This window comes from Alphaproteobacteria bacterium, from assembly GCA_030739735.1.
Lineage (GTDB): Bacteria > Pseudomonadota > Alphaproteobacteria > UBA7887 > UBA7887 > UBA7887.
The window spans coordinates 1-21781 of sequence record JASLYQ010000009.1 but is presented as its reverse complement, the minus strand read 5'-3'; the positions used below and the strand labels follow the sequence as shown (position 1 = coordinate 21781).

The window sequence follows — 21781 nt, the reverse complement described above, 5'->3', positions numbered from 1 at the left end:
AGCGTGGTTCAATACAAGAAGAAAGGGCCGGAACCCTAAGAAAGGCTCCGGCCCTGTTGGCTGGATGGTGTATCCAGATTTTGCCTACGGCAGAGCGAAGGTCCAGACCACGCCACCCTGAGGTACGTGCTGCGTAAAGCCAGGAATGATGCCACGGAACACATCCTGCTTCCGCTCGGCGTCAACACCCCAGCCCGACTCGACCGAGATGTACTGCACGCCGTCAACCATGAAGGTGCTCGGTGGTGCGGTAATGCCGGAGTTGGTCGGATATTCCCACAGCAGCGAGCCGGACTTCGCGTCGAAGGCACGGAACATGTGGTCGTTCGTACCGCCGGCGAAGATCAGGCCACCACCGGTGGACAGGATCGGACCCCAGTTCTGGTACTGGAACTTGTGCTTCCAGACCTCGGTCTTGTTGGTGATGTCCCAAGCCTGGATCTCACCGATGTGGTCCCAGCCCTCACGCAGCGAGAAGCCGCCGAGGATGACTGGGATCGGCACGCCGATGTACAGATCGCCAGGAACGTACTCTTCCGCCGCGCCCTCGAGGGTCGAGCAGATGTTCTCGTTGGCGGGGATGTACAGCAGGTCCGTGTCCGGGCTGTAGGAGACCGATGGCCAGTCCTTGCCGCCCCAAAGCGAGGGGCAGAACTGCGCTTCCTTGTCGGTGCCCGGCCAATGGGTCTCGTCGTAGGTGAAGCGACCGGTGGTCGGATCGATGGCCGTGACCACGTTGCTGTAAACGTAATTCCAAGCATCGACGAACTTGATCGGGCCGTCTGGTGACGGTTCGAGCACGAAGATGTGGCCGTTACGCGCAACGTTGACTAGCGCCTTGAAGGTGCGTCCACCAAAGTCGAGCTCGCGGATGATCGGCGGTGACACTTCGTCCCAGTCCCAGCTGTCGTTCCAGTGGTACTGGTGGTGGCCGATGATGCCGCCTTCGGCTCGATTGAGTGCGATCACGGACGTGGTGTAGAGGTTGTCCATGCCGCCACGACCACGGTCACCCATCCAGGGTGCGCCATTGCCGATGCCCCAATAGACGATGTCCGTATCTTCATCGTAGATACCGGTGTTCCAGGCCGAGCCGCCGCCGGTCTTCCAGGCGTCAGAATCAGAGGGCCAGGTCTCGCTGCCGGGCTCGCCCGGAGCGGGAACGGTGTAGGTGCGCCACATCTCGTTGCCCGTCTCCGCGTCATAGGCCGCCACGTAGCCGCGAATGCCGTATTCGCCGCCCGAGACGCCGACCATGACCGTGCCTTGAACGACCAACGGAGCCAGGGTCATGTAGTAACCCGACTTGTAATCGTCGACCGCGACTTCCCAGATCGTCTCGCCGGTGGTCGCGTCGATCGCTACCAGGAAGCAGTCGGTGGTCGCAAAAAACGCGCGATCGCCATAAAGCCCTGGTCCGCGGCTGGTTGGATGGAGCTGGAAGAGATCCTCTGGGACCTCACGGCTCCATTTCCAGAACTGCTCGCCGGTGGTGGGGTCGAGCGCCAGAAGCTGGTTCATCGGCGTGGCGACGAACATCACCCCATTATTGACCAAGGGTGGAGCCTGGTGGCCTTCGATGACGCCTGTTGAGCGTGACCAGACCGGACGCAAGCTCTGGACGTTGCTAGTGTTGATCTGATCGAGAGAGCTATTAAGCCAGCCCTCATAATTGCCCCTTATCTGAAGCCAGTTCTCGGGCTCGGGGTTGTTCAGCCTCTCTTGGGTCACGCTGGAATAGTTATCGATCCCCGCCGCAGCGGCGACCGAGGCACCCAGCCCGACCAACAAGGCCGCTCCGAGATTACCAATTCGTCTGATCGACATAAGCTCCTCCCTGGTTGCTTAACGGTTCTTCTGCTTACTTAGGTCCTGGTAGTCCCGCTGCCCTGGCTGCCAACTCAGGATGGGACGACAAGATACCGCTTCCTAGTCGAACGGAACATTGCCAGTTCTGCTATCTACCGGCTGGAAGGCTATCTAACGATAAACCGCCGTTCCGTTCACTAGGCCTCTGGCGTTCCCATCCACACGGACGAACCCGCCAAGGACACATTAAAGATCGCTCCCAAGGCTGTTGAGAATGGTCGCGACCTCATTACCAGAGCACAGCATAACCCGTTCCCAGGCATGAAGGAACCCAATTTGGCAATTTAGTATGCCTAGGCGGAGGGGCAGAACGCTGATATATGGTGGAGCGCCATTGTGGCGAATTGAGCTCAGGTCGATTCAAAGGGAGATCATAGCGATGGCAAGTCGGTTTTTGGCTTGCGTCGTAGGCGTAGCGCTTACGGCGATGTTGCTTCCAATCTCGGCGCAGGCCGACACCGCCGAAGACGTGACGGCCTTCATGAATGACTACCTGCATACCTTTGACACCGGTCATGCTAACGAGATCAAGGCTTTCTACGATGCGCCACTGTTCATGATGGCGCCGAACGGCGACCTGCGCGCTTATGAGGGCGATAAGATGCGCCGCACAGTCAAGCGCTGGCGCTTTTACCTAAAGCACTATGGCTTCGAGCGCAGCGAGTGGCACGTTCTCAACGTCAAGGCGCTGGCGGAGGGTAGCGCTGTGGTCAGCACCGTGCTCGACCGTTTTAACCCGGAGGGCGAGCGGTTTCACCGTAGCGGCGCCACGTATACGCTGCGCAAGTTGGATGGAACCTGGAAGATCTTTCTGATCCAGATTCATGAGCCTGATATGGTGATTGCCGCAAACTAGCGGCGATCGGTAATCAGTTGCTCAGCGTTTGACACCAACACGGCCGTCGAATTCACCGGCAGCTGTGGGGACGTCATTGTCCAGGCGCATCGGCAGAATGGCCAGGCGCCGCGGTGCCGGCCCGTTGACCACCTTTGCCTTGGCCGCAGGATCGTATTGGGAATCGTGGCAGGTGCAGGCGAACCACTGCTTGTCTGGAAGCCAGGCCGACACCGGACAGCCCTGATGGGCGCAAACCGAGGAATAGGCCAGCACGCCATCGGCTGCAAAAGGCTGTGTATCCTCGTCAATGCTTTCAGGCGCGAGCCGGATCAGCATAACCTGATTGAGCCGCGAGCCGCGTCGTACAATCTCGCCATCAGGTGTGACCGGCCAGGCGACCACTTGCGGGCCTCCGAGGGGTAGGTCTTCGAGGCGTACGATCTCCCCCTTGCGCTTACCCTTGTAGTGCACGAAGTGGTCACCTTCCTGCGGTCGCATCTTTTTGGGGTCGTCCGTGGCCGCGGCTGCCTGTTGCAGCTTCAAAAACGGCAGCGCCGCAACGATTCCGGCGGCGCCCTTCAATAGCTTTCGCCGCAGCGAGTGACGATTGTCCAACGAAACCTCTCCCTGGCTTTAGCCCGGACCCTTTCCAGGCGGGCCAAAATCTAACACGGGGATTTGCCCGCCGCCAGCCCACCTTGGCGCTGCGTCGGCGGTATGCTAGGCGGTTAAACGAGATCGACGCATCGAGCTGTGGGAGGGCAAAAAGTTGAAAATTACGACCGTTGAGGACTTGCACTGCGACGCGGGTTGGCGCGTCTTCTCGTTTCTCAAGATTTCGACGGACGAGGGCATCGTCGGGTACTCCGAATATAATGAGAGCTATGGCAGCCGCGGGCTGAGCGCGGTCATTCTCGCCCTTGCCGAGGACATAAAGGGACGCGACCCGCGGCCCATCGAAGGCATCACCGCCGAGCTCTATGCTACCACCCGTCAAGCGCCTGGCGGCATGATCCAGCAGGCCATTGCGGCAATTGAGAATGCGCTGCTCGACATCAAGGGTAAGGCGCTCGGCGTGCCGGTCTATGCCCTATTCGGCGGCCCTGTGCGTGACCGTCTGCGGCTCTACTGGTCCCACTGTGGCACCTACCGCATTCATCACGCCGACATCCTCGGCAAGCCACAGCTGCGCTCACGCGATGACTTGGTTGCGCTCGGGTGCGAGGTGCGTGAGAGTGGTATGACAGGCCTCAAGTGCAACATCTACGTGCCCGAAAACGGCGGATTTCGCCTCCACATGCCGGGCTTTCGCAGTGGGCCGGAGATGCTGCAACTGAATGCCGAGAGGGAGGTGATCGACGCCCTGCGCGACCAGGTTCAGGCCATCCGAGAGGGCTGCGGGGACGGCGTCGATATCCTCGTGGACCTCAACTTCAACTTCAAGACAGAGGGCTACTTGAAGGTCGTGCGTGCGCTTGAGGACCTGGGGCTAATGTGGGTTGAGATTGACAGCTTCGACCCGATGGCGCTGCGCGACATCCGCACGCGCACCAACGTACCCTTGGCGAGCTGCGAGTCGCTTTTCGGACGGCGCGGCTTCAAGCCGTATTTCGAGGCCCATTCGGTTGATGTGGCGATCGTTGATATTCCCTGGAACGGGCTTGCCGAGGGCGTCAAGATCGCCGCCATGGCCGAGGCCTACGAGGTCAATGTGGCGCCGCATAATTTCTACGGTCACCTCTCGACCCTGATGAGCGCGCATTTCTGTGCCACGCTGCCGAATTTCCGTATCATGGAAATTGATATTGACGACGTGCCGTGGAAAGACGAACTGGTAACCGTGCCGCCGGTCATCGAAGATGGGCATCTAGTGCTGCCGAGCGGCCCGGGCTGGGGCGCGGACATCAACGAGGAGGCCGTGCGCGCCTACCCGCCGAAACGGTAACAGGTCGGTTGGCCTTTGCGACGATGCTGAGGGGAGGGGCCGAGACGTGTCGCAGTAGGTGAGGAGCAGTAACCGCGATGATGTGCGCGAAGGCATCACGGGCCGGGAGTTGCTGTGGATCTATGTGGACGAGCTATACCAGCTGCATGCCCACATCAACCTAATGCGCAACGAAGTGCGCCGCACTCGGGGCGGCACGGCCGGCGGGTCACAGATTCAACCGCTGGCATAGCGGACTGCGCCTAAAGCGAGGGTGAGGGATAGCAGCACCACGATCGTGAAGAGCTTGCGCGTGCCGCGGTTCCAGTCGGGCGCATGTCCGCGCGTCACGGCGCGGCGATCGGCAATGAATACCGCGAAGAAGCCAAGGCCGAGGGCGATCAGCCGCGGTCCCGGCTGCACCAAACCCAGTGCCAGCCAGGCCACCAACACCATCACGGCGGCAAAGATATAGCTGTTCCAATCCCTGTTGTTGCGGGCCAGCGCCAGTCCCCAATGTGCGGCCCCGGCGAAGGCTAGCAGGACAGCGCCGTAATTCGCGAGGTAGATATAGGCCGTCAGCTTGACGGTAACCGAGCCAAAAACCATGGCTAGCGCACAGACCGGCATCGGTGCCGCCAGCGCTAGAGTGGTCCAGAAGACAGCGCGTGGTGGCATCACAGGCTATCCATAAAGCGCGACAGGGCCACGTCGCGCTCGCTCAGCCCGTCGACACCGTGGCTGGCAGGGGTGACCGCAACCTGGTTGTAGACAATGTTCCCTACTGGGTGATGCTTCATTTTCTCCGCCTTCAGTGCGGCGCGGCTCATTCAGTCGGAAGCGGTATGAAAGTCGGTGAAGTGGAGATTCTTACAGATGGCCTCTCGTGCCTCCACATGGGCCCAGTCGTCAAACTCGTTCAGCGCGGTGTCGATCGCCGCCGCATTCAATTTGTCAGCCATATATCCCTCCGTGACTGTGGTATGCAGATGTATACGAACTGCTCAGGAATGCCCATGCGCGCGCCCAGCATCGCCGACATCCAGGCCATCGCCGAAGCCGAGATCGCCGCGATCCCACAAGCCTTGCGGCGACAGGTCGGTAATATCGTCGTTCAGGTGGTCGATTTCCCGGACGAGGAAGTCTGCCAGGCGATGAAACTGGAAGGCCCATTCGACCTGCTCGGCCTCTATATGGGCGAAGCCTTGACCGAGCGCAACGTCAGCGCGCCGGCACCTGAGCCCGACATGGTTCAGCTGTACCGCCGGTCTTTGCTCGACTATTGGTGCGAAAGCGAAGCGGCATTAGCCAACGTGGTGCGCTACGTGCTGCTCCACGAGATCGGCCACCACTTCGGCTATTCCGACGAAGAGATGGATGCCCTACAGGGTGAACCCTAAGGCCCGGCGGTTTTTGCTGCTGCCGCAACGCCTTCGGGCGAACCGACGTCGAAGCCGGCAGTGACGAACGAAGGGTTCTGTGTCAGGTTCGTGTCGACATTGGTGGTTATACTGATGGTTACGCGAGCCACCTGCGCCGCCGTCGCTGCACGTTAGATTTTCGCCTCGACCTCGGGCACGTTGCTCCGGCCGAGATAGCCGATGTCGGCATGCAGGTCGGTCGGGCCCAGAAACAGCGCGCCGACACTCAGCGCCGCTGCGACCTCCGCCAGCGCATCGATCGCCTACTTGATCTCGGTCTGCGCCACCAGTAACAGCCTGTCGCCGGGGACAAGCGGCCGGGGGTCAGTGCGGCGGTAGGATTAGCCGGCACTTGGCGCGCCATGGCTCGAAAGGTAGGGCCCCTGCTGTGTGGCAGTTGAGCGCGCAAGCTGCTAGAAAAGGCAGTTGAAGTGTGGCGCCAATGCGCCCATATGTGTCATCGACTTGGAAATTCTGGAACGTGAGGGGAACGAAATGGCGTTCGACCGCAAGACTGTGATCGAGCATGCCCGTGGCGCAGATGCCGCAATGGTGGACGAGGGCCTGCGGGCTTTCATGCTCAAGGTCTACAACTATATGTGCCTCGGCCTGGGTGTAACCGGCGCGGTGGCTATGTTCACGGCCTCGTCGGAAGGCATGATGCAGGCCATCTATGGCACGCCGCTCGCCTGGCTGGTCATGCTGTCGCCGCTGGCCTTTATCCTCGCGCTCAGCTTCGGCCTCAACAAGCTCAGCGTCGGCGCCACGCGGGCGTTATTCTGGGCCTTTGCCGTGGTCATGGGGCTGTCGATGGCTTCGATTTTCATGGTCTATACGAGCACTAGCATCGCACGCGTGTTCTTCATCACGGCAGCGGCTTTCGCCGGGCTCAGCCTTTACGGCTATACGACCAAGCGAAACCTGAGCGGCATGGGCTCGTTCATGGTGATGGGCCTGATCGGCATCATCATCGCCATGCTGGTGAACCTCTTCTTGCAGTCGAGTGCGCTGCACTTCGCTATCTCGGTGATCGGCGTACTGGTTTTCGCGGGTCTGACGGCCTGGGATACCCAGAAATTGAAGATGGTCTACGCGGCGCAGAGCGGCGATGCCGCGGTGGCCGAGAAGAGCGCGATCATGGGCGCACTGACGCTCTACCTTGATTTCGTCAACATGTTTTACTTCCTGCTGCACCTGTTTGGCAGCCGCGAATAGTCCTACCGATAGTGAAAGAAAAAGCCCCCGGCAGTGCGTTGCCGGGGGCTTTTTGCATGCGGCGTCGCCGTCGTTTGAGACCCTCGAAACCGAGTTAGTTTATATTAGGGGCACTATACTCAATTGCAGGCGCAGGTTCGACGGAGATGTTTTCCAATTCTAAGTGATCCATGGAAGATTAAGTATGGTCTTCCCTTATATAACGGACGGCCGAAGACCGCTTTTGACAGTGTCAAGGGACATGCGAGATGGCGACCACCGACTGATGGCGCCAGCAGCGTATTCGCTTGGCGGTCACTGTCGGCCAAGATGCACGAGCTAGCGGACCTCGTTTATGGTAACGTTACGCACGCCGTAGTCACCGCCTTGATTGGCGAGGGCCACGAGGGTGAAGGGATCGCGTAGGTGGCGGTCCGTGACGTTAATTAGCGGGTTGTTGTCGACAGTTACGGTCATGCGGCCGTTCATGTCGCGCCGCCACTCGATGACGTGCAGGGTGTTGTCTTCAAATATAATGGCGTCGTCACCATAGTCGATCACCGTGTGCTGGCCGCGTGAGACGCGCATCAAGCGTAGCGGCGTCTGGGTGCCGGGCGTATAGGCTAGGGAATAACCCCAGCCGTTCTGGGTCGAGACCTGGTAGACCCCGGCGCGGAACTCGCCGTAGCGCTCGCGCGAGGTAAGCTCCAGACGCAGCGTAAAGGCGTTGGGGATATTGGCCTCGGCTACAATCTCCGCCGGCAGGCTGTCGCCGGCCTGCTGTGGCTGCGGCGCGGGCTGGGGTTGTGGCTGTGGCTGTGCGCTGCCGCCGTTCTCGGGTCGTAGCATTTCGTTGAGGATATTGCTGATGATCGCTTCGGCTAGGTCGTCGCGCGGGCGGTTCGGCGCTGGTGCCGGCTCCGGCTGTGTACTGGCCTGGGGCCCATAGCGCTGGTCCGAGACGTAGGAGCGCAGGCCGACGTTGTTGTCGATCCACCAGCGCCCACGGGTGATGTGCCAAACTGTGCCGCGGTCGAAATTGCCATCGCGAAAGTCGTCTTGTAGCACACGTCGTGCCATGGGCACTGCCACTGGCGCGGGTGCTTGGGTCTGCGCCAAGCCCTCATATTCGTCGGCAAGCGCTTTGAGATCGCCGAGAAAGTGCGGGTCCGCGGCACGTGTCTGCTCGGCCGCGCGGATCAAGTCGCGCAGCTGATTGACCATGTCCTGGGTGCTGCTGCCCTGAACAGTCTCTCCCCACGGCTCATAACGTGTGTTCTGCGCCTGGGCGGCGGATGCCGCGAGCGTCAGACAGGTCACAGCTAACAATGCGGTCTTGCGTATCACGGCGACAAGCCTATCACGCCCACCGGCGAGAAGACGGTCCGTTTTCACGTTTGATGTGCACGAGCCTTGTCCCTTGCCCCTGCGGCGACCAATATGCGCGCATGTGGAGAACCAGCGGGAGGGCCCTGCGATGAGCGGGCGGTACAAGGCGGAATATGAGTGGGCTCTGAGCGATCCCGATGGGTTTTGGGCAGAGAAGGCCGACGCCGTCGTCTGGACCAAGCGCTGGGATACGGTCTGTGATCAGTCGCGTCCGCCCTTCGTGCGCTGGTTCGTGGGCGGTGAGCTCAACACCTGCTACAATGCGCTCGACAAGCATGTCGAGGCCGGCCGCGGCGAGCAGGCGGCATTGATCTACGACAGCCCGGTTACCGGCACCAAGCGAACATATAGTTACAACGAGTTGCGTGATCGGGTTGCCGCCTTTGCCGGCGCGCTGGCGGCGCAGGGCGTGGAAAAAGGCGACCGCGTGCTGGTCTACATGCCGATGATTCCGGAGACGGTCATCGCCATGCTCGCCTGTGCGCGGCTCGGCGCAGTGCATTCGGTGGTCTTCGGCGGCTTCGCACCGCGCGAGCTGGCCACCCGCATCGATGACGCCAAGCCCAAGCTGATGGTGGCCGGAAGCTGCGGCATCGAGCCCGGGCGCGTGGTTCCCTACAAGCCGCTGCTCGACGAAGCGATAGATCTCGCCGCGCATAAGCCGACCACCTGCATCATCTTCGAGCGGCCGCAGCTGGTGGCCGAGTTGGTCGCGGGCCGCGACGTGACCTGGGACCAGGCCTTAGATGGGGTAGAGCCCCACGATTGCGTGCCGGTCGCTGCCACCGATCCCCTCTACATTCTCTACACCTCCGGCACCACCGGGATCCCGAAGGGCGTGGTGCGCGACAATGGCGGGCATGCGGTCTCGCTGACCTATTCCATGTCGGCGATCTACGACATGCAGCCCGGCGAGGTGTACTGGGCGGCGAGCGATGTCGGCTGGGTGGTTGGCCATTCCTATATCGTTTACGCGCCCTTGCTCTATGGCTGCACCACGGTTCTCTACGAAGGCAAGCCTGTCGGCACCCCAGACGCCGGCGCCTTCTGGCGCGTCATCGCCGAGCACAAGGTGAAGGTGATGTTCACCGCGCCGACGGCCTTTCGCGCCATCCGTCGTGAGGACCCACAAGCGAAGCTGCTGGCGCAATACGACATGAACGCCTTCAAGGGGCTCTATCTGGCCGGCGAGCGGCTCGACCCGGACACCCTTGAATGGGCCCAGGAGAAGCTAGGTGTGCCGGTGATCGACCACTGGTGGCAGACCGAGACAGGTTGGCCCATCTGCGCTAACCCGGCTGGCCTGGAACTGATGCCGATTAAACCCGGCTCGGCGACCGTGCCGGTGCCGGGCTACGACCTGCGCGTGCTCGACGACGCTGGCAACGAGGTGCCGCAAGGGGACATTGGCGCCATTGTCATAAAGCTGCCCATGCCGCCGAGCTGCCTACCGACGCTATGGCACCAGGACGAGCATTTCGTCGAGGCCTATCTCTCCACCTTTTCCGGCTACTACGAGAGCGGCGATGCCGGCTACATCGACAAAGACGGCTACGTCTTCGTCATGGCGCGCACCGACGATATCATTAACGTTGCTGGCCACCGTCTGTCGACAGGCGGCATGGAGGAGGTGCTGGCGCATCACGGCGATGTCGCCGAATGCGCTGTGATCGGCGTTGAGGACCAGCTCAAAGGCGAGCTGCCCGTCGGCATGCTGGTGCTGCAGGCGGGCGTCAACCGACCACACGAGGAGATCGTCGCCGAGGTGGTGCAGATGGTGCGCGACAGCATCGGACCCGTGGCCGCGTTCAAGACTGCCTTCGTCGTCCAGCGCCTGCCCAAGACGCGCTCTGGCAAAATCCTCCGCGGCACCATGAAAAAGATTGCCGATGGTACCGAGTGGCACATGCCGGCGACGGTCGACGATCCGGTGATCTTTGACGAGATCGCCGAAGACCTTGTCAAGGTTGGCTATCCCAAGCAGTGATCACCGCTGTGGAGGCAGGCCCCCAGAATCTTCGCGTCTATGGCGTGCTGCTGCGCGCCGGTGCGGTGCTAATGAGCACCGAGCATGTCGCCGGGCGCGATGTCCTCAAGTTTCCCGGTGGCGGAGTTGAACCTGGTGAGACACCAGAAGCCGCATTATGCCGTGAGTTTCAAGAGGAGGGCGGACTAGAAATCGCGCTGATCGGCTTGTTGCACGTGCCGGGAACTCTATTCAGTCCGTGGACGCTGTCGCCCTATACGCCGCTCTACTATCAGATCGCGAGCGAAGGAAGTCCATGTATACCAGACCACGAGTCTCTGACGCTGGGCTTCATGACGCCAGAGGATGCCATTCGTACCGCCCGCATGGCAGAGCCAGAGATAGAGGCACTGCGCCGTGCCTTACGGACAGAGCTCTAAGATCGCGTCAGCGAAGGCCGCAGGGGTCTCCTGCGGCACGTTGTGGCCGATGCCGTCGAGCACCCGGCGCTCGTAGGCGCCGCTGAAGTAGCGGGAATGGCCTTTCGTCACCCAGGCCGGAATCACCTGGTCATCTGCGCCATGTAGGTTGATTGTTGGTACGGCAATCGGTGGCTGTGTGGAAAGCTGTGCTTCAATTTCGTCATAAGCTGGGTCGCCCGCCGCATTGGCATAGCGGTGGCGATAGGAGTGGATGACTACGGCGACGAAGTCTGGATTATCGAAGGACTTGGCGGTTTCGCCGTAGGTCGCATCGTCGAAGTCCCAGTTCGGTGACCAGTGTTTCCACAATAACTCGCAAAAGTCGGCCCGGTGCTCGGCTAAGCCGGCCCGGCCACGCTCAGTGTGAAAATACCATTGGTACCAGAAACGCCGCTCGTCAATAGGCTGCCACGGCTCGATGCTGCCGGCGATATTCTGGATGTTGTAGCCGGCGCAGCTGACCAACCCGCTTACACGCTCGGGCCACAACGCGGCGACGATGCAGGCGGCACGGCCACCCCAGTCGAACCCGCCGAGGACGGCCTGGGGCACCTTAAGGGCATCGAGAAACTGCAAGAGATCGTGTGCCAATGCGCCTTGCTGGCCGGAACGCAGCGTTTCGGGCGAGAGAAAGCGTGTCGGCCCGTAGCCCCGCAGATACGGCACGAAACAGCGATATCCCGCCGCCCCCAGGCGAGCAACGACACCGTCGTAGCAGCGCGGGTCCTGGGGAAACCCATGCATGAGAACAACCGGCTCACCCCCCGCTGGCCCGCTTTTCTCATAGGCGATCTCAAGCACGTTGGTGCGGATACTGCTTAAGGTTATTTCCTTGATCATGACGCCATCCTGCCATGCCACCGAGCCCCGCGTCTTGTTCATAAAGCGCTTACGCGCTATGACGAAGGCGCGCAGCACCCGTAGCTCAGCTGGATAGAGCGCTGCCCTCCGAAGGCAGAGGTCACAGGTTCGAATCCTGTCGGGTGCGCCAATTGTTCCAATGGGTTAGGCGGCGCTGAGCTTCCTGATCACCGATGTATATCCACAGAATGTCCGCAAAATGCGTGGATGTTCCGTAAGCGGTTTCCCGTTTTTGCGAGGTACGCGGATTCTCTAGCTCAAGCCCCGATACCTTATTCCGACGCCGGAACCCTATTCCCACGGTCCGTATGCTGTGACAGTTGAATCGACATGACCGACCCGGACTTAATCCGTTTCGTTGATGCCCAAGCGCCGATCTTTCCGTCGGTCGTAAAGGAGCTGACAGAGGGGTGCAAAAGAACCCACTGGATGTGGTTTGTTTTTCCTCAGTTAGTAGGCCTGGGCCGGAGTTCTACAGCTCAGCACTATGCCATTAGGGACCGAGATCAGGCCATACGATATTTGTCAGATCCCCTTCTTGGGAAACGTTTGATCAATTGTGTGGAAATCATGATGTCCCATAAGGAAAAGTCGGCATTGGAGATTCTAGGTTCTCCAGACGACTATAAGTTTAGATCATGCCTTACTTTGTTCCGTAAGGCAGTGCGTGACTCCGATGGAACCGTCTCCTTTAGTTCAGCTCTCGATCAGTTCTACGAAGGTCAACCAGACCAGCGAACACTGGATCTAATGCCTCCGGGGTAAATAGGGTAGGCGGTGTCAGTACTAATACGTACCAATTTCCGAAGTACTGTGTGGCGCTGGGATCAGGCGGCTAGCCGCCTTGGCTGAATGGTGTCAGGCAGCTTTACAATCCAATAGAATCGCCAATGCAGGAAGAACATCCTCGGCTTTTTTTGCGATGGTTATGTCCTCAGGTAGAGTAGGTTGCCGCATGACACCTATCGAAATCACCACGACATCTGCATGGTTCTTTCGTGCCAGTGCAAGCAGCGATACGGCAGAAGAAATTGCCATTTGACTGCCAACTACTAGAACAACACCACAATCCATTATCGCCGTTTCGGCCGCTCGCCACGTTGCTGGAGTGATGTCCTCTCCCATGGCGATGACTCGTGGTTTCACCAGGCCTCCACACTCCGGGCAGTGAACACTCTCCGAACGCCAAGTCTCAGGATCTGGCCACGGGCCAGTCCAACCACATTGCAGGCAGCCTACGATATCGATGCGGCCATGCAAATCGACAACGGCTTTTGACCCGGCCTGCTGCTGAAGCCGGTCGACGTTTTGCGTGACTACGCTGTCCAGCCACCCCTTTTTTTCGAGGGCAGTTAAAGCGAGATGGCCAGAATTGGGTCGCGCAGCGTCCACTGTTTCTCGAAACCATTCGCAGGCATCCCAGTAGTTTCGACGAGCTTGCGAGGAGACCAGAAAGCGTCCAAACGCATATTCTTCCACCGGAATATTGGGATTGAGCCAGTGGCCGTTAATATAGTCGGGTATGCCCGAAGCGACGCCCATTCCGGCACCTGCGAGGACGACTGTTTTCCTACCTCTCGTCTTGGCTCGGCGTATCTTACGTGCCACGTCCCATAGCATTGGATCTGCTATCTCAAGGCCGAAGCGCTTGCGCGTCCAAAACAGCGTCAGCCATATGCCTAAAAAACAAGGCGCTAGAACGGGCGCAAGATACGCGTCGAGAGGAGAATAAATCCACAGCGCCCATGCTGCACTGGCGATCAATGCGGCGGCGGTACCAATCACGGCGCCCAGACGCGACCCAGCGAGAAAAATGCCATGAACAGCAAAAACCGCCGGCGCCACTGTAAAGGCCCAATAGGCACTGGGCCCCACCCAGCCAGCATAAAAAAAGATACCGCTTCCGACGACTGCAATTGCTGTCAAGGCAGCAGTCACCACGGCAGCCGAAAAGCAAACGGAAGCCAGGATGATCGCGACACCCGCGACACACACAGCGACCCCCCACGGGCCGAACGGTACCACGCCGGGGTGCGCCCAAAAGGAAATACCGAAACTTTGAAAGACAAAGATACTGCCCCAAATAGTCACCACCGCTGACGCACCGAGAAGAGGAAAATTCCACTCCCGAAATTTCGGTCGTAGAAAGCTGTCCAAACCCACGCAAACTAGTAAAGCGAATGGCAACAACCAGGCGGTCGCCTCCCCCCGCGCCAAGACCCCACCCCAGGCAATTCCTACGATGGCAGGATTGACACCGGTCAACCCCGCTTCCCACTCTCTTCTGGGCACCGCCCCCCGGCCAAAACCGGCGACGACACCAATTGCGGCGCCCACCGCTAGTCCAGCGGCACTCCAAGGCGCGATCGCCACGGTGCTCAGGAATAGGACAATACCCATCCACCATCGATCTCCAAAGGAGACCTGCGCGATGGCTCGCGCGATCGCTGTTGGGCCCGTACTAAAAATCGGCGTTGGGAGGGCGAAGCCGTGCAGGGATGCTGTCATTGCAGAAAAAATCTCGCCAGGTTTCTCTCTGCCGGATCACTTCGGGACCGTCTGGCCCCAGTAATATGGTGGCGGGCCGAGTATGGATGAACTGCATGGACTGGGTCTGGCAGTAAGCGCCCACATTGGAAATAAGCAAAGGATCGCCCACCGATAGGGGTGGCAATAAGGCGCGCTCCCGCACCACATCGATCTGCATACAGAGTGGTCCGAACACGCTAACTGGACGCAAAGTCTTGACTTCTTTTTTCTCCGTACCCTTGGCACGTTCGATCTCGTGATCATACCAATATGCGGTCGGAAGGATATTAACCCCGGCGTCCACTACGATGGCATCACCGTGGTCTGGATTTTTCTTGGTTGAAACCACTGTGCAAGCCAATCGTACCGCAGTGTCCACCACGGTACGGCCGGGTTCCAACACAACAATAGGAGACTTATCAAACAAGTTCTTTTGACGCGCGACACGGTGAAGGATTGCTTCCGCGTACAGGGACAGCATATCTTGTTGAAAATTCGATCCTCCCGGTACGTCGAACTCGGGTTTGAGCTGATTGCGCGACGGATAGCCGCCGCCGAAGTCCAGCATCTCGGGCTTCATTCCCAGTTTGCGGGCCTCCTTGACCAATCTGAGAAGGACCATGGCCGCCTGCGCATACACCTGCGGATCCACTTGGAAGGTGCCGCTGTGATTGTGTAGGGAAACCAGCTCTAAACGATCATGTTTGGCGATCTTCTCAAGAACCTTGATGGCCACGCCGTTGTCGGCACTGAACCCGAATTTTGTCCACGGGTTATGGCCATATTCGAAGTGTACGCGGATACCAAGGCGCGCCGACTGCTCCAATTTATCGACGACGGCGGTCAGCGCCTCTAGCTCATTGAAGTTATCGATGTGAATTAACGCCCCATCTTTGACGGCTCGCTCCAACTCCTCCGGCGTCTTGAACGGGCCGTTGAAAATAATATCTTTTCCTAGGACCCCCAAAGCGCGGGCAAGTTTGTATTCCGTTCCCGACACAACCTCGGACAGAGCCCCCTCGTCCAAGAAAACGGAAATAACGCCCGGCAAGTAATTTGTTTTGTAGGAGTAGGCGACCCGTGTTTCGATCCCCTTTGCGGTAAAGGTATTCAGAAAAGATTGGTACTGAGCGCGAAGCGTTTGTTCCGAAACAATAAACAGAGGTGATCCGAATTGCTCTAACAAGGACGACACTTCGTAGGGTTCGTCGAAGCTGGAGGCCGGAGTAATGGCAAACATTTCATGCTTGCCCATAGATGAAATGGAGAGCCTCTCCAACCGCTCGATACTAGGCGATACATAAGGCAGCCTCTCAGACATGTTCGATATATCCCTTTGTCGCAAAGTTGGCTAATGACAAGGTCGTTACTGAAATTTCCTCACAACTTCGCGTAAAAATCAGATCGGATTCTAGTGTTTTTTCCTGGGCTGTCTCATTGCACATCAGGCGGATGACATCTCGTGGGAGGTTTGTTCCCATTTCCGCGGTGAAATTTATCCAGGCCGGAAAGCGTGGATTTATTTCAAGAAGATAGAACTTCTCGCGAGTGATATCTCGAATATACTCCACTTCAAATGGTCCGACCCATTTGATCTTTTTTAGCAACCGGCCTAGGTCCACCATAAGATCAGAAAGATCGGCTGTCGTCGCGCCCCACGTATTGCCACGATCGCATCGTTTCAATTTTTTTATTGAGACGGTGCAATTAAAGTGATGGTGACGAGAACAAACTCCTGCCCCGGCAAATTCGTCTCCGGCTATGAATTGCTGAGCAATCGGTATGTCCTCTCCGCGGTCCCGCCATTTGCGCCACACTTGAACGGCCTGATCTTCGGAATAGATGATTTCGGTCGCTGCTATTTCACATTTAAGGGCGAAGGGCAGTCCAAGAGTTTTAGTTGCGCGTTTCACCGCAATTTCGGTGCGCAGAACTTGGCTTTTAGGAACCTCTAGGCCCGCTAGGTTTAACTTTCGAACGATCTCCGGTAACTTTTCCTTGGAGCGTTTCTTCATCGCGCTGGCGCTGGGCAGTAGGGTTTTGATGCCAATTTCAGCTAATTCCGAAGCAATTTCCACACAACCCATAACTTCAAAGTCGATGCAGGGAATAACGACATCAATAGGATTACGCCGTTGTAAATTTTTGAACCAATCCAATAACTCGTCGCTGTTATCCCATTGTGGCAGGCGTTCCGCACGGTCGAATAGCCCCCGCCGATACATGCCCGTATCGTAAGGGTCCCTCCCGAGAGCAACAATCTCCGAAACTTCTGGAACCGAGAGAAGCGATTTCGCGACGCCGAGTCCCGGTAACACGACCTCAAAGGCGCTGGGACCGGTGACCGCTACACATAGTTTATCCTGCCCCCCATTGTATTTTTTTGTTTCAGAGGGCTTCAAACTTCCGTTGCCATCGAAGTTGCCGTTTACAGGCATGCTCAAAAAACGATTGAGCCTCTCGAACTCGTCTACCCTCACCGTATTGTCCTGCACGTCACGCACAAAAACGGTGCCGCATCTGGGTTTTGGGGGACGACGTTTGCCCGGTGAAATGATCTCTTTCAAGTATGCAACCGGCAGGTTGCTTTGCGCGAAATGGGACAGCAAAATCCAAGATGGGAAGCGGCAATTGATCTCGATCAGGTTGAACCGAATGCTGTTGTTGGGACGAAGAAACTCAAGCTCTAGAGGACCACGCCATCCCAACTGCGAAAGGATCCGCTGGCTCTCACGATCCAAAGTCGGATCATCGACAACGGCACCAACGACGGCCTTACCATGCTCGTTAATTCCGATTTTGCGGACGGGAGTGGACCCCAAACAGCTGCCATCCCGTCTCGCCACCATCGCAACGACGTATTCCTCGCCTTCCAAGGCTTCCTGTAGGATTACCCCTCCGCCCCATTTTGCATTGAATTTAATGGCCGCATCGTGTGCCTCGTCCCTGCGGGCAACCTTTGTTGCCCCGGCAACGAAACCTTTCACCATGAGCGGATAGCCCAGCTGATCGGCGTAAAACGGCACATTTGCCACTTCGGGTACATAGATTGTCTTGGGAGAGGGAATGTCGTTTCGGCTGCAAAATATGGACAACGCTGCCTTGTTGACTTTGGCGATGGCCTCTTGTTCGGGTAGGAGGGTTTTGATACCCGCCTTCGCCAAGCGGCCAGACAGTCTGGCGAAGACGGGCACCTCCAAATCCAGACACGGAATAAGGACATCAAAGCGACTTTTCTTGTGAATGCCCATCAAGCGTTGAAGAACCGCTTCATCACCCTCGGCCAAGGGGCAGAGAAGGTGCAGTTCATCGACGACCCCGGGCATCCAACCGCCGGTCATCCAGGTGTCGTATCCCATGGCATGTATGTGGAGTTTTCCGGGCCATCCCTGACGTAAGGATCTGGCCACGGGGGTGCCGGGTTCGGGGTTATTCAAACCCCCAAACCCGGTTACCGCGACACGGATGGCTTTAACCAAAATCTAGCAAATCCATCGACTGCAGCTGACGCATAAGCAGGAGAACGTCATCCTGCGCTTTCTCCTGCGCCACGTCGAATTGCTTGACCACGTCGGTGCTAAGTTCCTCCAAATCGGCTGGCGCCGCCAACCTTTGGAGCACGGACCATGCCGTGTGATTGCACGAATACATGGTTGCCGTGTAGGTGTCGTAAAGCACGCCGCCGGTCTCTGATTCGTCTCCTTCCAGACGAACCCGATCCTTCAACCGCCAGAGTTCGTTCTCCATTTCCTCCCGTTAGCCTTTCTCGCCTTCTACCATGCCGAGTCCCTGAAGAGCATCGGGATAGTATGGCAACAGCTTTAAGGCCTCCTTGAAGGCCTCCTCCGCGCCTTGTTTATTTTTCTGCTCCAACCGGGCATAACCCAGCCCGGTCAATGCGTCGATCCAGTTGGGGTAGACCGCGAGCATTTTTTCAAACTCTTTCTGCGCCCGTTCTGGCCGTTCGGTGCGGTAGTAGCTCCAGGCTAACGTTGTCGTCGCATTGTAAATCACCGTCCATGAAGTGTCGGTCCCGGGAATGGGCAGAACTTCCGAAATCGGCTGAAGTTCATCCGGTTCCTTGGCAGTCACTTTTTCCAACGCCTCGATGGCGTCGTCATACTGGCCCAAGCGGAACAAGGCAAAACCACGGCCACGCTGAGCGTTGATCTCTTCACCGTCCAATGTGATGTATTGGTCGAAACGCTTTATCGCTGCTTCGTTGTTGCCAGAGAAGTACTGTCCCCAGGCTAGGCTATAGTAGATACCCTTCGAGTTCCCGGCGGCCAGTTCCAATTCGTCAAACACCGGATCAACATAGGCAGGCGCCAGATTGGCGGCGGCCTGCGCTTTGGTTAAGGCGGCATCCTCATTGCCAAGCGCCTTAAAGGCCTTGGCCAAGAGGAACTGAACGTCCACTGAGTAGGGATAGATCCGCTCACCAAGTTCCAATATTTCTTTTGCTTGTTGGGCTTGTTCATTCTCAAGTAGTTTTAGGCTGGCCACGGTGTACGAAGAAATTGCTTGCAGTGGCGCTTGCTCAAACGACGCCTTCAAGTGTTTCATCGCTTCGTCGTAGGAGCGTTTTTCGATGGCGACGAGCCCGAGGCCAGTTCTGGATAGGTAGGCATTGGGTTCGGCATCGACGATCTTCTTAAAGGACGCTTCGGCGACATCGATTTTGTCCTGGTAGAACGCCGACCATGCCAGCCCGTCATCGATCAGCCACGCAACATTTTTAGGTAGTTCTTCGCGTGCCTCGTTGAAACGCTTTTCGGCTTGTTCAAATTGGCCGGCATTGAGGAACGCCCAGGCTTGATTATAAAGCTGCGCGGAGGCCCGTTCCGCGGCTACGAGACCGCTCTTCGAATAAGGGAAGGCGTCGTCAATTTCGAGGGCTGCTTTGAAGGCTTGTACCGCATCTTGAGGACGCTGTAGGGCCAGCAGGCTCCACCCGCGACCATCTTCCGCCGCCGGGTTATCCTCCGACTTGACCGCATCTCGCTTAGCGTCGAAAGCCGCCAGCGCTTCCTCATATTCGCCTTTATAGTAGTGTTCCCAGGCCTCTTTCACGGCTTGGGTCTTGGCAAACTGAATACTGCCTACGCCACTTAGTGCGGACCCGTGGTAGGGAGCAAGTTCCAGTGCGCGATCAAAGGCCTTCTGAGCCTCTTTAGTGCGCTGTTGGTTTAGCAACGCCCAACCAAGCCCGGCATAACCATCGGTTACAGTCCCCTCGTCCAGAATGGCCTTGAAAGTTCTCTCGGCCTCTTCGGGGTCTTTCAGCCCCAGCTGGATCCATCCCTTGGCGAGGGATGCAGATAGGCTTGCGCCACCGGCATTCGCATACTGATCCAAACGGACTTGTGCTGCTTGGGAATTGCCCGCGTAGTACAAACCCCAGGCCATATCGAGTAAGGCCTGCTGAGTTTCCTGCATGGGCAATTCGAGCTCGTCAAATACGGGATGGATGTAGGCGGGAGCCAATCGAACCGCCTGCTGCGCTTTTTCAATGGCGCGCGTGTCGTCATTCAGACCCTTGAAGACTTTGGCTAAGAGGAACTTGAGGTCGGACGATGCCGGATAAGTCCGCTCTCCCACTTCCAAAAGATCTTTTGCCCGGTTGAATTCTCTCTTTTCGATGAGGCGCGTGGCCGGGAAGGTATACACACCGATCGCTTGGAACGGGTTTTGACCGACCGAGGCCATCACTTCTTGCATGGCCATATCAATATCTCCCGTCTGGAGTGCCACGTAGCCCAATCCCTTTCTCGAGATATAGGCTTCCGGATGGTCCTCTATAACCGCGCTAAACGCCAACGCCGCCTTGCCGTATTCTTCTTGATAATAGGCCGTCCACGCCAAACCGTCATCAATCAGCCACAAGAACTCATCGAAGGTTTCCGCTCTCGCCTCTTCGAACCCCTTCTCGGCTGCCTCCATATTCCCCACATTGAGGGCCGCCCACGCTTGGTTGTAGCGGGTCATGGAGGCCCGTTGTGCCGCGATCAGACCGCTGCGGGAAAATGGGAAGGTGGAATCAATCTCTAGTGCGGCCTCAAACGCGGCAGCTGCCTCGGTTGGCTGGCCCATAGCGAGCAGGGTCCACCCGCGGCCGTCCTCGGCTGCTGGGTTCTTCTCTGCCTCTGCATCCAGGCGCTTCTCCTCAAACGCCTTCAGTGCGGTGTTGTAACGTGCCGTGTAGTAAGCGTTCCAGCCATCCTGGACGATAGCCGTCAAACGATAGGGAATCGTGTACAAACCATTTAAGGCCGGCGCATATCCAGGTATCACCTCAAGTGCTTTGGTGAATTGTTGCCGGGCTCCATCGACATCATTGGAATTGAGCGAGACCCATCCCAAGCCGGTATAGGTAGCTGCGTTCTCGCGAATGCTTCCCGCTTGCTCGAAATCCGCTGCCGCTTGTTCCAGCGAATTTGCCGCCAAGTTGGTCCAAGCACGCCCCAGGCGAGCGGATAGGTTGGCGTCTGGGTTGTCGCTGCCCATGCTGAAAAATTCGTCGAAACGCGCCAAGGCAGCTTCGGTATTGCCCACGTAGTAGAGACCCCAGCCCATCTCGATACGCGCCTGCTTGAGTTCATCCTGCGGTAGGTCGGCAATCTGATCGAAAACCGGATGGATGTAGGCCGGCGCCAAACGGGTAGCAATCGCTAGTTTTGTCGCCGCAGTAGGTTTGTCCTTCAAACCGTCATAGGCTTTGGCAAGCATGAACTGCACGTCTGCCGATAGGGGATAGATCTTTTCCGCCAATTCTAAGATGAGTTTTGCATTGTCGTGTTGCCCAGCTTCGAGCAGTGTACTGGCGGCAGAAGTGTAGTCCATCAGCGGTTGAAACGCATTGCTGGAGAAGGAAGTTCCCAGCTGCTTAACCGCCGTATCGAAATCGCTATTGCGCAGCGCAATGAAACCTAACCCTTTGTATGAGAGGTAGGCGTCTTGCGTTTTGCTTACGATCGACGTGAATTGCTCCTTCGCTGTTTCCAGATCGCCCTTGTAAAAATCGATCCAGGCAAACCCGTCCTCCACCAACCACATCAGGTCCTCGGGCGCCTGTTGGCGCGCCAAATTGAACGCTTCGGCGGCGGCTTCGAAATTACCGGCGTTGACCAAAGCCCAGCCGCGGCTGTAGTCAACCATCAGAACGCGTTGCGCTGCGGTTACGCCGGCGCGGCTGTTGGCGAAGGTCGGGGAGATTTCCAATGCAGCATTGAAAGTGGAGAGGGCTTCGTTGGGTTTATTTTGCGCTAGCAACGTCCATCCTCGACCATCTAAAGCCGCCGGATTGTC

At 58.0% G+C, this 21781-nt stretch carries 20 protein-coding genes and 1 tRNA gene; 9 read left to right on the top strand and 12 right to left on the bottom strand.

What is annotated here, in order from left to right:
• Positions 1 to 84: 84 nt before the first annotated feature.
• On the bottom strand, positions 85 to 1827 hold the full coding sequence (locus QF629_06180; GenBank protein MDP6013117.1) for a PQQ-dependent dehydrogenase, methanol/ethanol family: 1743 nt from the start codon (positions 1825 to 1827) through the stop codon (positions 85 to 87).
• Between the two features lie 421 nt (positions 1828 to 2248).
• Here QF629_06180 and QF629_06175 point away from each other — a divergent pair, with 421 nt between their 5' ends.
• The gene (locus tag QF629_06175; protein MDP6013116.1) at positions 2249 to 2725 is read left to right on the top strand and encodes a hypothetical protein; all 477 of its coding nucleotides are present in this window, start codon (positions 2249 to 2251) and stop codon (positions 2723 to 2725) included.
• Between the two features lie 21 nt (positions 2726 to 2746).
• Here the strand turns inward: QF629_06175 and QF629_06170 are convergent, their stop codons facing one another.
• Positions 2747 to 3322, bottom strand: a complete 576-nt coding sequence (locus tag QF629_06170) for a Rieske 2Fe-2S domain-containing protein (GenBank protein MDP6013115.1) — start codon at positions 3320 to 3322, stop codon at positions 2747 to 2749.
• Positions 3323 to 3476: 154 nt separating this feature from the next.
• Between QF629_06170 and QF629_06165 the strand changes: the two genes are divergently transcribed.
• On the top strand, positions 3477 to 4652 hold the full coding sequence (locus QF629_06165) for a mandelate racemase/muconate lactonizing enzyme family protein (GenBank protein ID MDP6013114.1): 1176 nt from the start codon (positions 3477 to 3479) through the stop codon (positions 4650 to 4652).
• Positions 4653 to 4710: 58 nt separating this feature from the next.
• Entirely contained in the window at positions 4711 to 4884 is a 174-nt protein-coding gene (locus QF629_06160; GenBank protein MDP6013113.1) for a hypothetical protein, read from the top strand.
• Here the strand turns inward: QF629_06160 and QF629_06155 are convergent.
• From QF629_06155 to QF629_06145, 3 genes are read right to left on the bottom strand one after another with little or no spacing between them, the layout of a single operon-like run.
• On the bottom strand, positions 4869 to 5309 hold the full coding sequence (locus QF629_06155; protein ID MDP6013112.1) for a DUF3429 domain-containing protein: 441 nt from the start codon (positions 5307 to 5309) through the stop codon (positions 4869 to 4871). The two genes, QF629_06160 and QF629_06155, sit on opposite strands and share 16 nt — an antisense overlap.
• The gene (locus tag QF629_06150; protein ID MDP6013111.1) at positions 5309 to 5461 is read right to left on the bottom strand and encodes a 4a-hydroxytetrahydrobiopterin dehydratase; all 153 of its coding nucleotides are present in this window, start codon (positions 5459 to 5461) and stop codon (positions 5309 to 5311) included. The genes QF629_06155 and QF629_06150 overlap by 1 nt, the downstream gene beginning before the upstream one ends.
• Positions 5462 to 5593, bottom strand: a complete 132-nt coding sequence (locus QF629_06145; protein ID MDP6013110.1) for a hypothetical protein — start codon at positions 5591 to 5593, stop codon at positions 5462 to 5464.
• Between the two features lie 54 nt (positions 5594 to 5647).
• On the opposite strand from QF629_06145, the gene QF629_06140 reads away from it, so the two are divergent.
• A complete protein-coding gene (locus QF629_06140; protein MDP6013109.1) occupies positions 5648 to 6031 on the top strand; it encodes a metallopeptidase family protein in 384 nt (127 codons plus the stop codon).
• 516 nt (positions 6032 to 6547) lie between these two features.
• Positions 6548 to 7267 (top strand): Bax inhibitor-1/YccA family protein, encoded by a 720-nt coding sequence (locus QF629_06135; GenBank protein ID MDP6013108.1) that lies wholly within the window; start codon positions 6548 to 6550, stop codon positions 7265 to 7267.
• A gap of 318 nt (positions 7268 to 7585) precedes the next feature.
• Here the strand turns inward: QF629_06135 and QF629_06130 are convergent, their stop codons facing one another.
• Positions 7586 to 8641: a hypothetical protein gene (locus QF629_06130; GenBank protein MDP6013107.1), complete on the bottom strand. Its 1056-nt coding sequence runs from the start codon at positions 8639 to 8641 to the stop codon at positions 7586 to 7588.
• Positions 8642 to 8723: 82 nt separating this feature from the next.
• Here QF629_06130 and QF629_06125 point away from each other — a divergent pair, with 82 nt between their 5' ends.
• Positions 8724 to 10622: a propionyl-CoA synthetase gene (locus QF629_06125; protein MDP6013106.1), complete on the top strand. Its 1899-nt coding sequence runs from the start codon at positions 8724 to 8726 to the stop codon at positions 10620 to 10622.
• Complete coding sequence (locus QF629_06120) at positions 10619 to 11041, top strand: NUDIX hydrolase (GenBank protein ID MDP6013105.1); 423 nt, start codon at positions 10619 to 10621, stop codon at positions 11039 to 11041. The genes QF629_06125 and QF629_06120 overlap by 4 nt, the downstream gene beginning before the upstream one ends.
• Here QF629_06120 and QF629_06115 read toward each other — a convergent pair.
• Positions 11024 to 11965, bottom strand: a complete 942-nt coding sequence (locus QF629_06115) for an alpha/beta hydrolase (protein MDP6013104.1) — start codon at positions 11963 to 11965, stop codon at positions 11024 to 11026. The genes QF629_06120 and QF629_06115 overlap by 18 nt on opposite strands.
• Before the next feature lie 32 nt (positions 11966 to 11997).
• On the opposite strand from QF629_06115, the gene QF629_06110 reads away from it, so the two are divergent.
• Together QF629_06110 and QF629_06105 are read left to right on the top strand one after the other, a co-directional pair.
• Positions 11998 to 12074, top strand: a tRNA-Arg gene (locus QF629_06110).
• A gap of 200 nt (positions 12075 to 12274) precedes the next feature.
• Positions 12275 to 12709 carry a DUF1810 domain-containing protein gene (locus tag QF629_06105; GenBank protein ID MDP6013103.1) on the top strand — a complete coding sequence of 145 codons (435 nt, stop codon included), beginning with the start codon at positions 12275 to 12277 and terminating at the stop codon, positions 12707 to 12709.
• A 93-nt stretch (positions 12710 to 12802) separates the two neighbouring features.
• On the opposite strand, the gene QF629_06100 is transcribed toward QF629_06105, so the two are convergent.
• The 5 genes from QF629_06100 to QF629_06080 all read right to left on the bottom strand — a co-directional run bounded on the left by QF629_06100 (position 12803) and on the right by QF629_06080 (position 21745).
• A complete protein-coding gene (locus QF629_06100) occupies positions 12803 to 14344 on the bottom strand; it encodes a Sir2 family NAD-dependent protein deacetylase (GenBank protein MDP6013102.1) in 1542 nt (513 codons plus the stop codon).
• 61 nt (positions 14345 to 14405) lie between these two features.
• Positions 14406 to 15794, bottom strand: a complete 1389-nt coding sequence (locus tag QF629_06095; protein ID MDP6013101.1) for an alanine racemase — start codon at positions 15792 to 15794, stop codon at positions 14406 to 14408.
• Complete coding sequence (locus tag QF629_06090) at positions 15787 to 17814, bottom strand: ATP-grasp domain-containing protein (GenBank protein ID MDP6013100.1); 2028 nt, start codon at positions 17812 to 17814, stop codon at positions 15787 to 15789. Before QF629_06090 ends, QF629_06095 begins: the two co-directional genes overlap by 8 nt.
• A 130-nt stretch (positions 17815 to 17944) precedes the next feature.
• Entirely contained in the window at positions 17945 to 18220 is a 276-nt protein-coding gene (locus QF629_06085) for a PqqD family protein (protein MDP6013099.1), read from the bottom strand.
• 9 nt (positions 18221 to 18229) lie between these two features.
• Positions 18230 to 21745, bottom strand: coding sequence for a tetratricopeptide repeat protein (locus QF629_06080; protein ID MDP6013098.1), 3516 nt, complete (start codon positions 21743 to 21745; stop codon positions 18230 to 18232).
• Positions 21746 to 21781: the final 36 nt, after the last annotated feature.

Coding starts and splice junctions, on each gene's coding strand:
- QF629_06105 (MDP6013103.1), top strand. CDS start 12,275: ATGACCGACCCGGACTTAATCCGTTTCGTTGATGCCCAAGCGCCGATC.
- QF629_06135 (MDP6013108.1), top strand. CDS start 6,548: ATGGCGTTCGACCGCAAGACTGTGATCGAGCATGCCCGTGGCGCAGAT.
- QF629_06085 (MDP6013099.1), bottom strand. CDS start 18,220: ATGGAGAACGAACTCTGGCGGTTGAAGGATCGGGTTCGTCTGGAAGGA.
- QF629_06140 (MDP6013109.1), top strand. CDS start 5,648: ATGCGCGCGCCCAGCATCGCCGACATCCAGGCCATCGCCGAAGCCGAG.
- QF629_06125 (MDP6013106.1), top strand. CDS start 8,724: ATGAGCGGGCGGTACAAGGCGGAATATGAGTGGGCTCTGAGCGATCCC.
- QF629_06095 (MDP6013101.1), bottom strand. CDS start 15,794: ATGTCTGAGAGGCTGCCTTATGTATCGCCTAGTATCGAGCGGTTGGAG.
- QF629_06145 (MDP6013110.1), bottom strand. CDS start 5,593: ATGGCTGACAAATTGAATGCGGCGGCGATCGACACCGCGCTGAACGAG.
- QF629_06115 (MDP6013104.1), bottom strand. CDS start 11,965: ATGAACAAGACGCGGGGCTCGGTGGCATGGCAGGATGGCGTCATGATC.
- QF629_06180 (MDP6013117.1), bottom strand. CDS start 1,827: ATGTCGATCAGACGAATTGGTAATCTCGGAGCGGCCTTGTTGGTCGGG.
- QF629_06090 (MDP6013100.1), bottom strand. CDS start 17,814: ATGACCGGCGGTTGGATGCCCGGGGTCGTCGATGAACTGCACCTTCTC.
- QF629_06175 (MDP6013116.1), top strand. CDS start 2,249: ATGGCAAGTCGGTTTTTGGCTTGCGTCGTAGGCGTAGCGCTTACGGCG.
- QF629_06155 (MDP6013112.1), bottom strand. CDS start 5,309: ATGCCACCACGCGCTGTCTTCTGGACCACTCTAGCGCTGGCGGCACCG.
- QF629_06100 (MDP6013102.1), bottom strand. CDS start 14,344: ATGGGTATTGTCCTATTCCTGAGCACCGTGGCGATCGCGCCTTGGAGT.
- QF629_06150 (MDP6013111.1), bottom strand. CDS start 5,461: ATGAGCCGCGCCGCACTGAAGGCGGAGAAAATGAAGCATCACCCAGTA.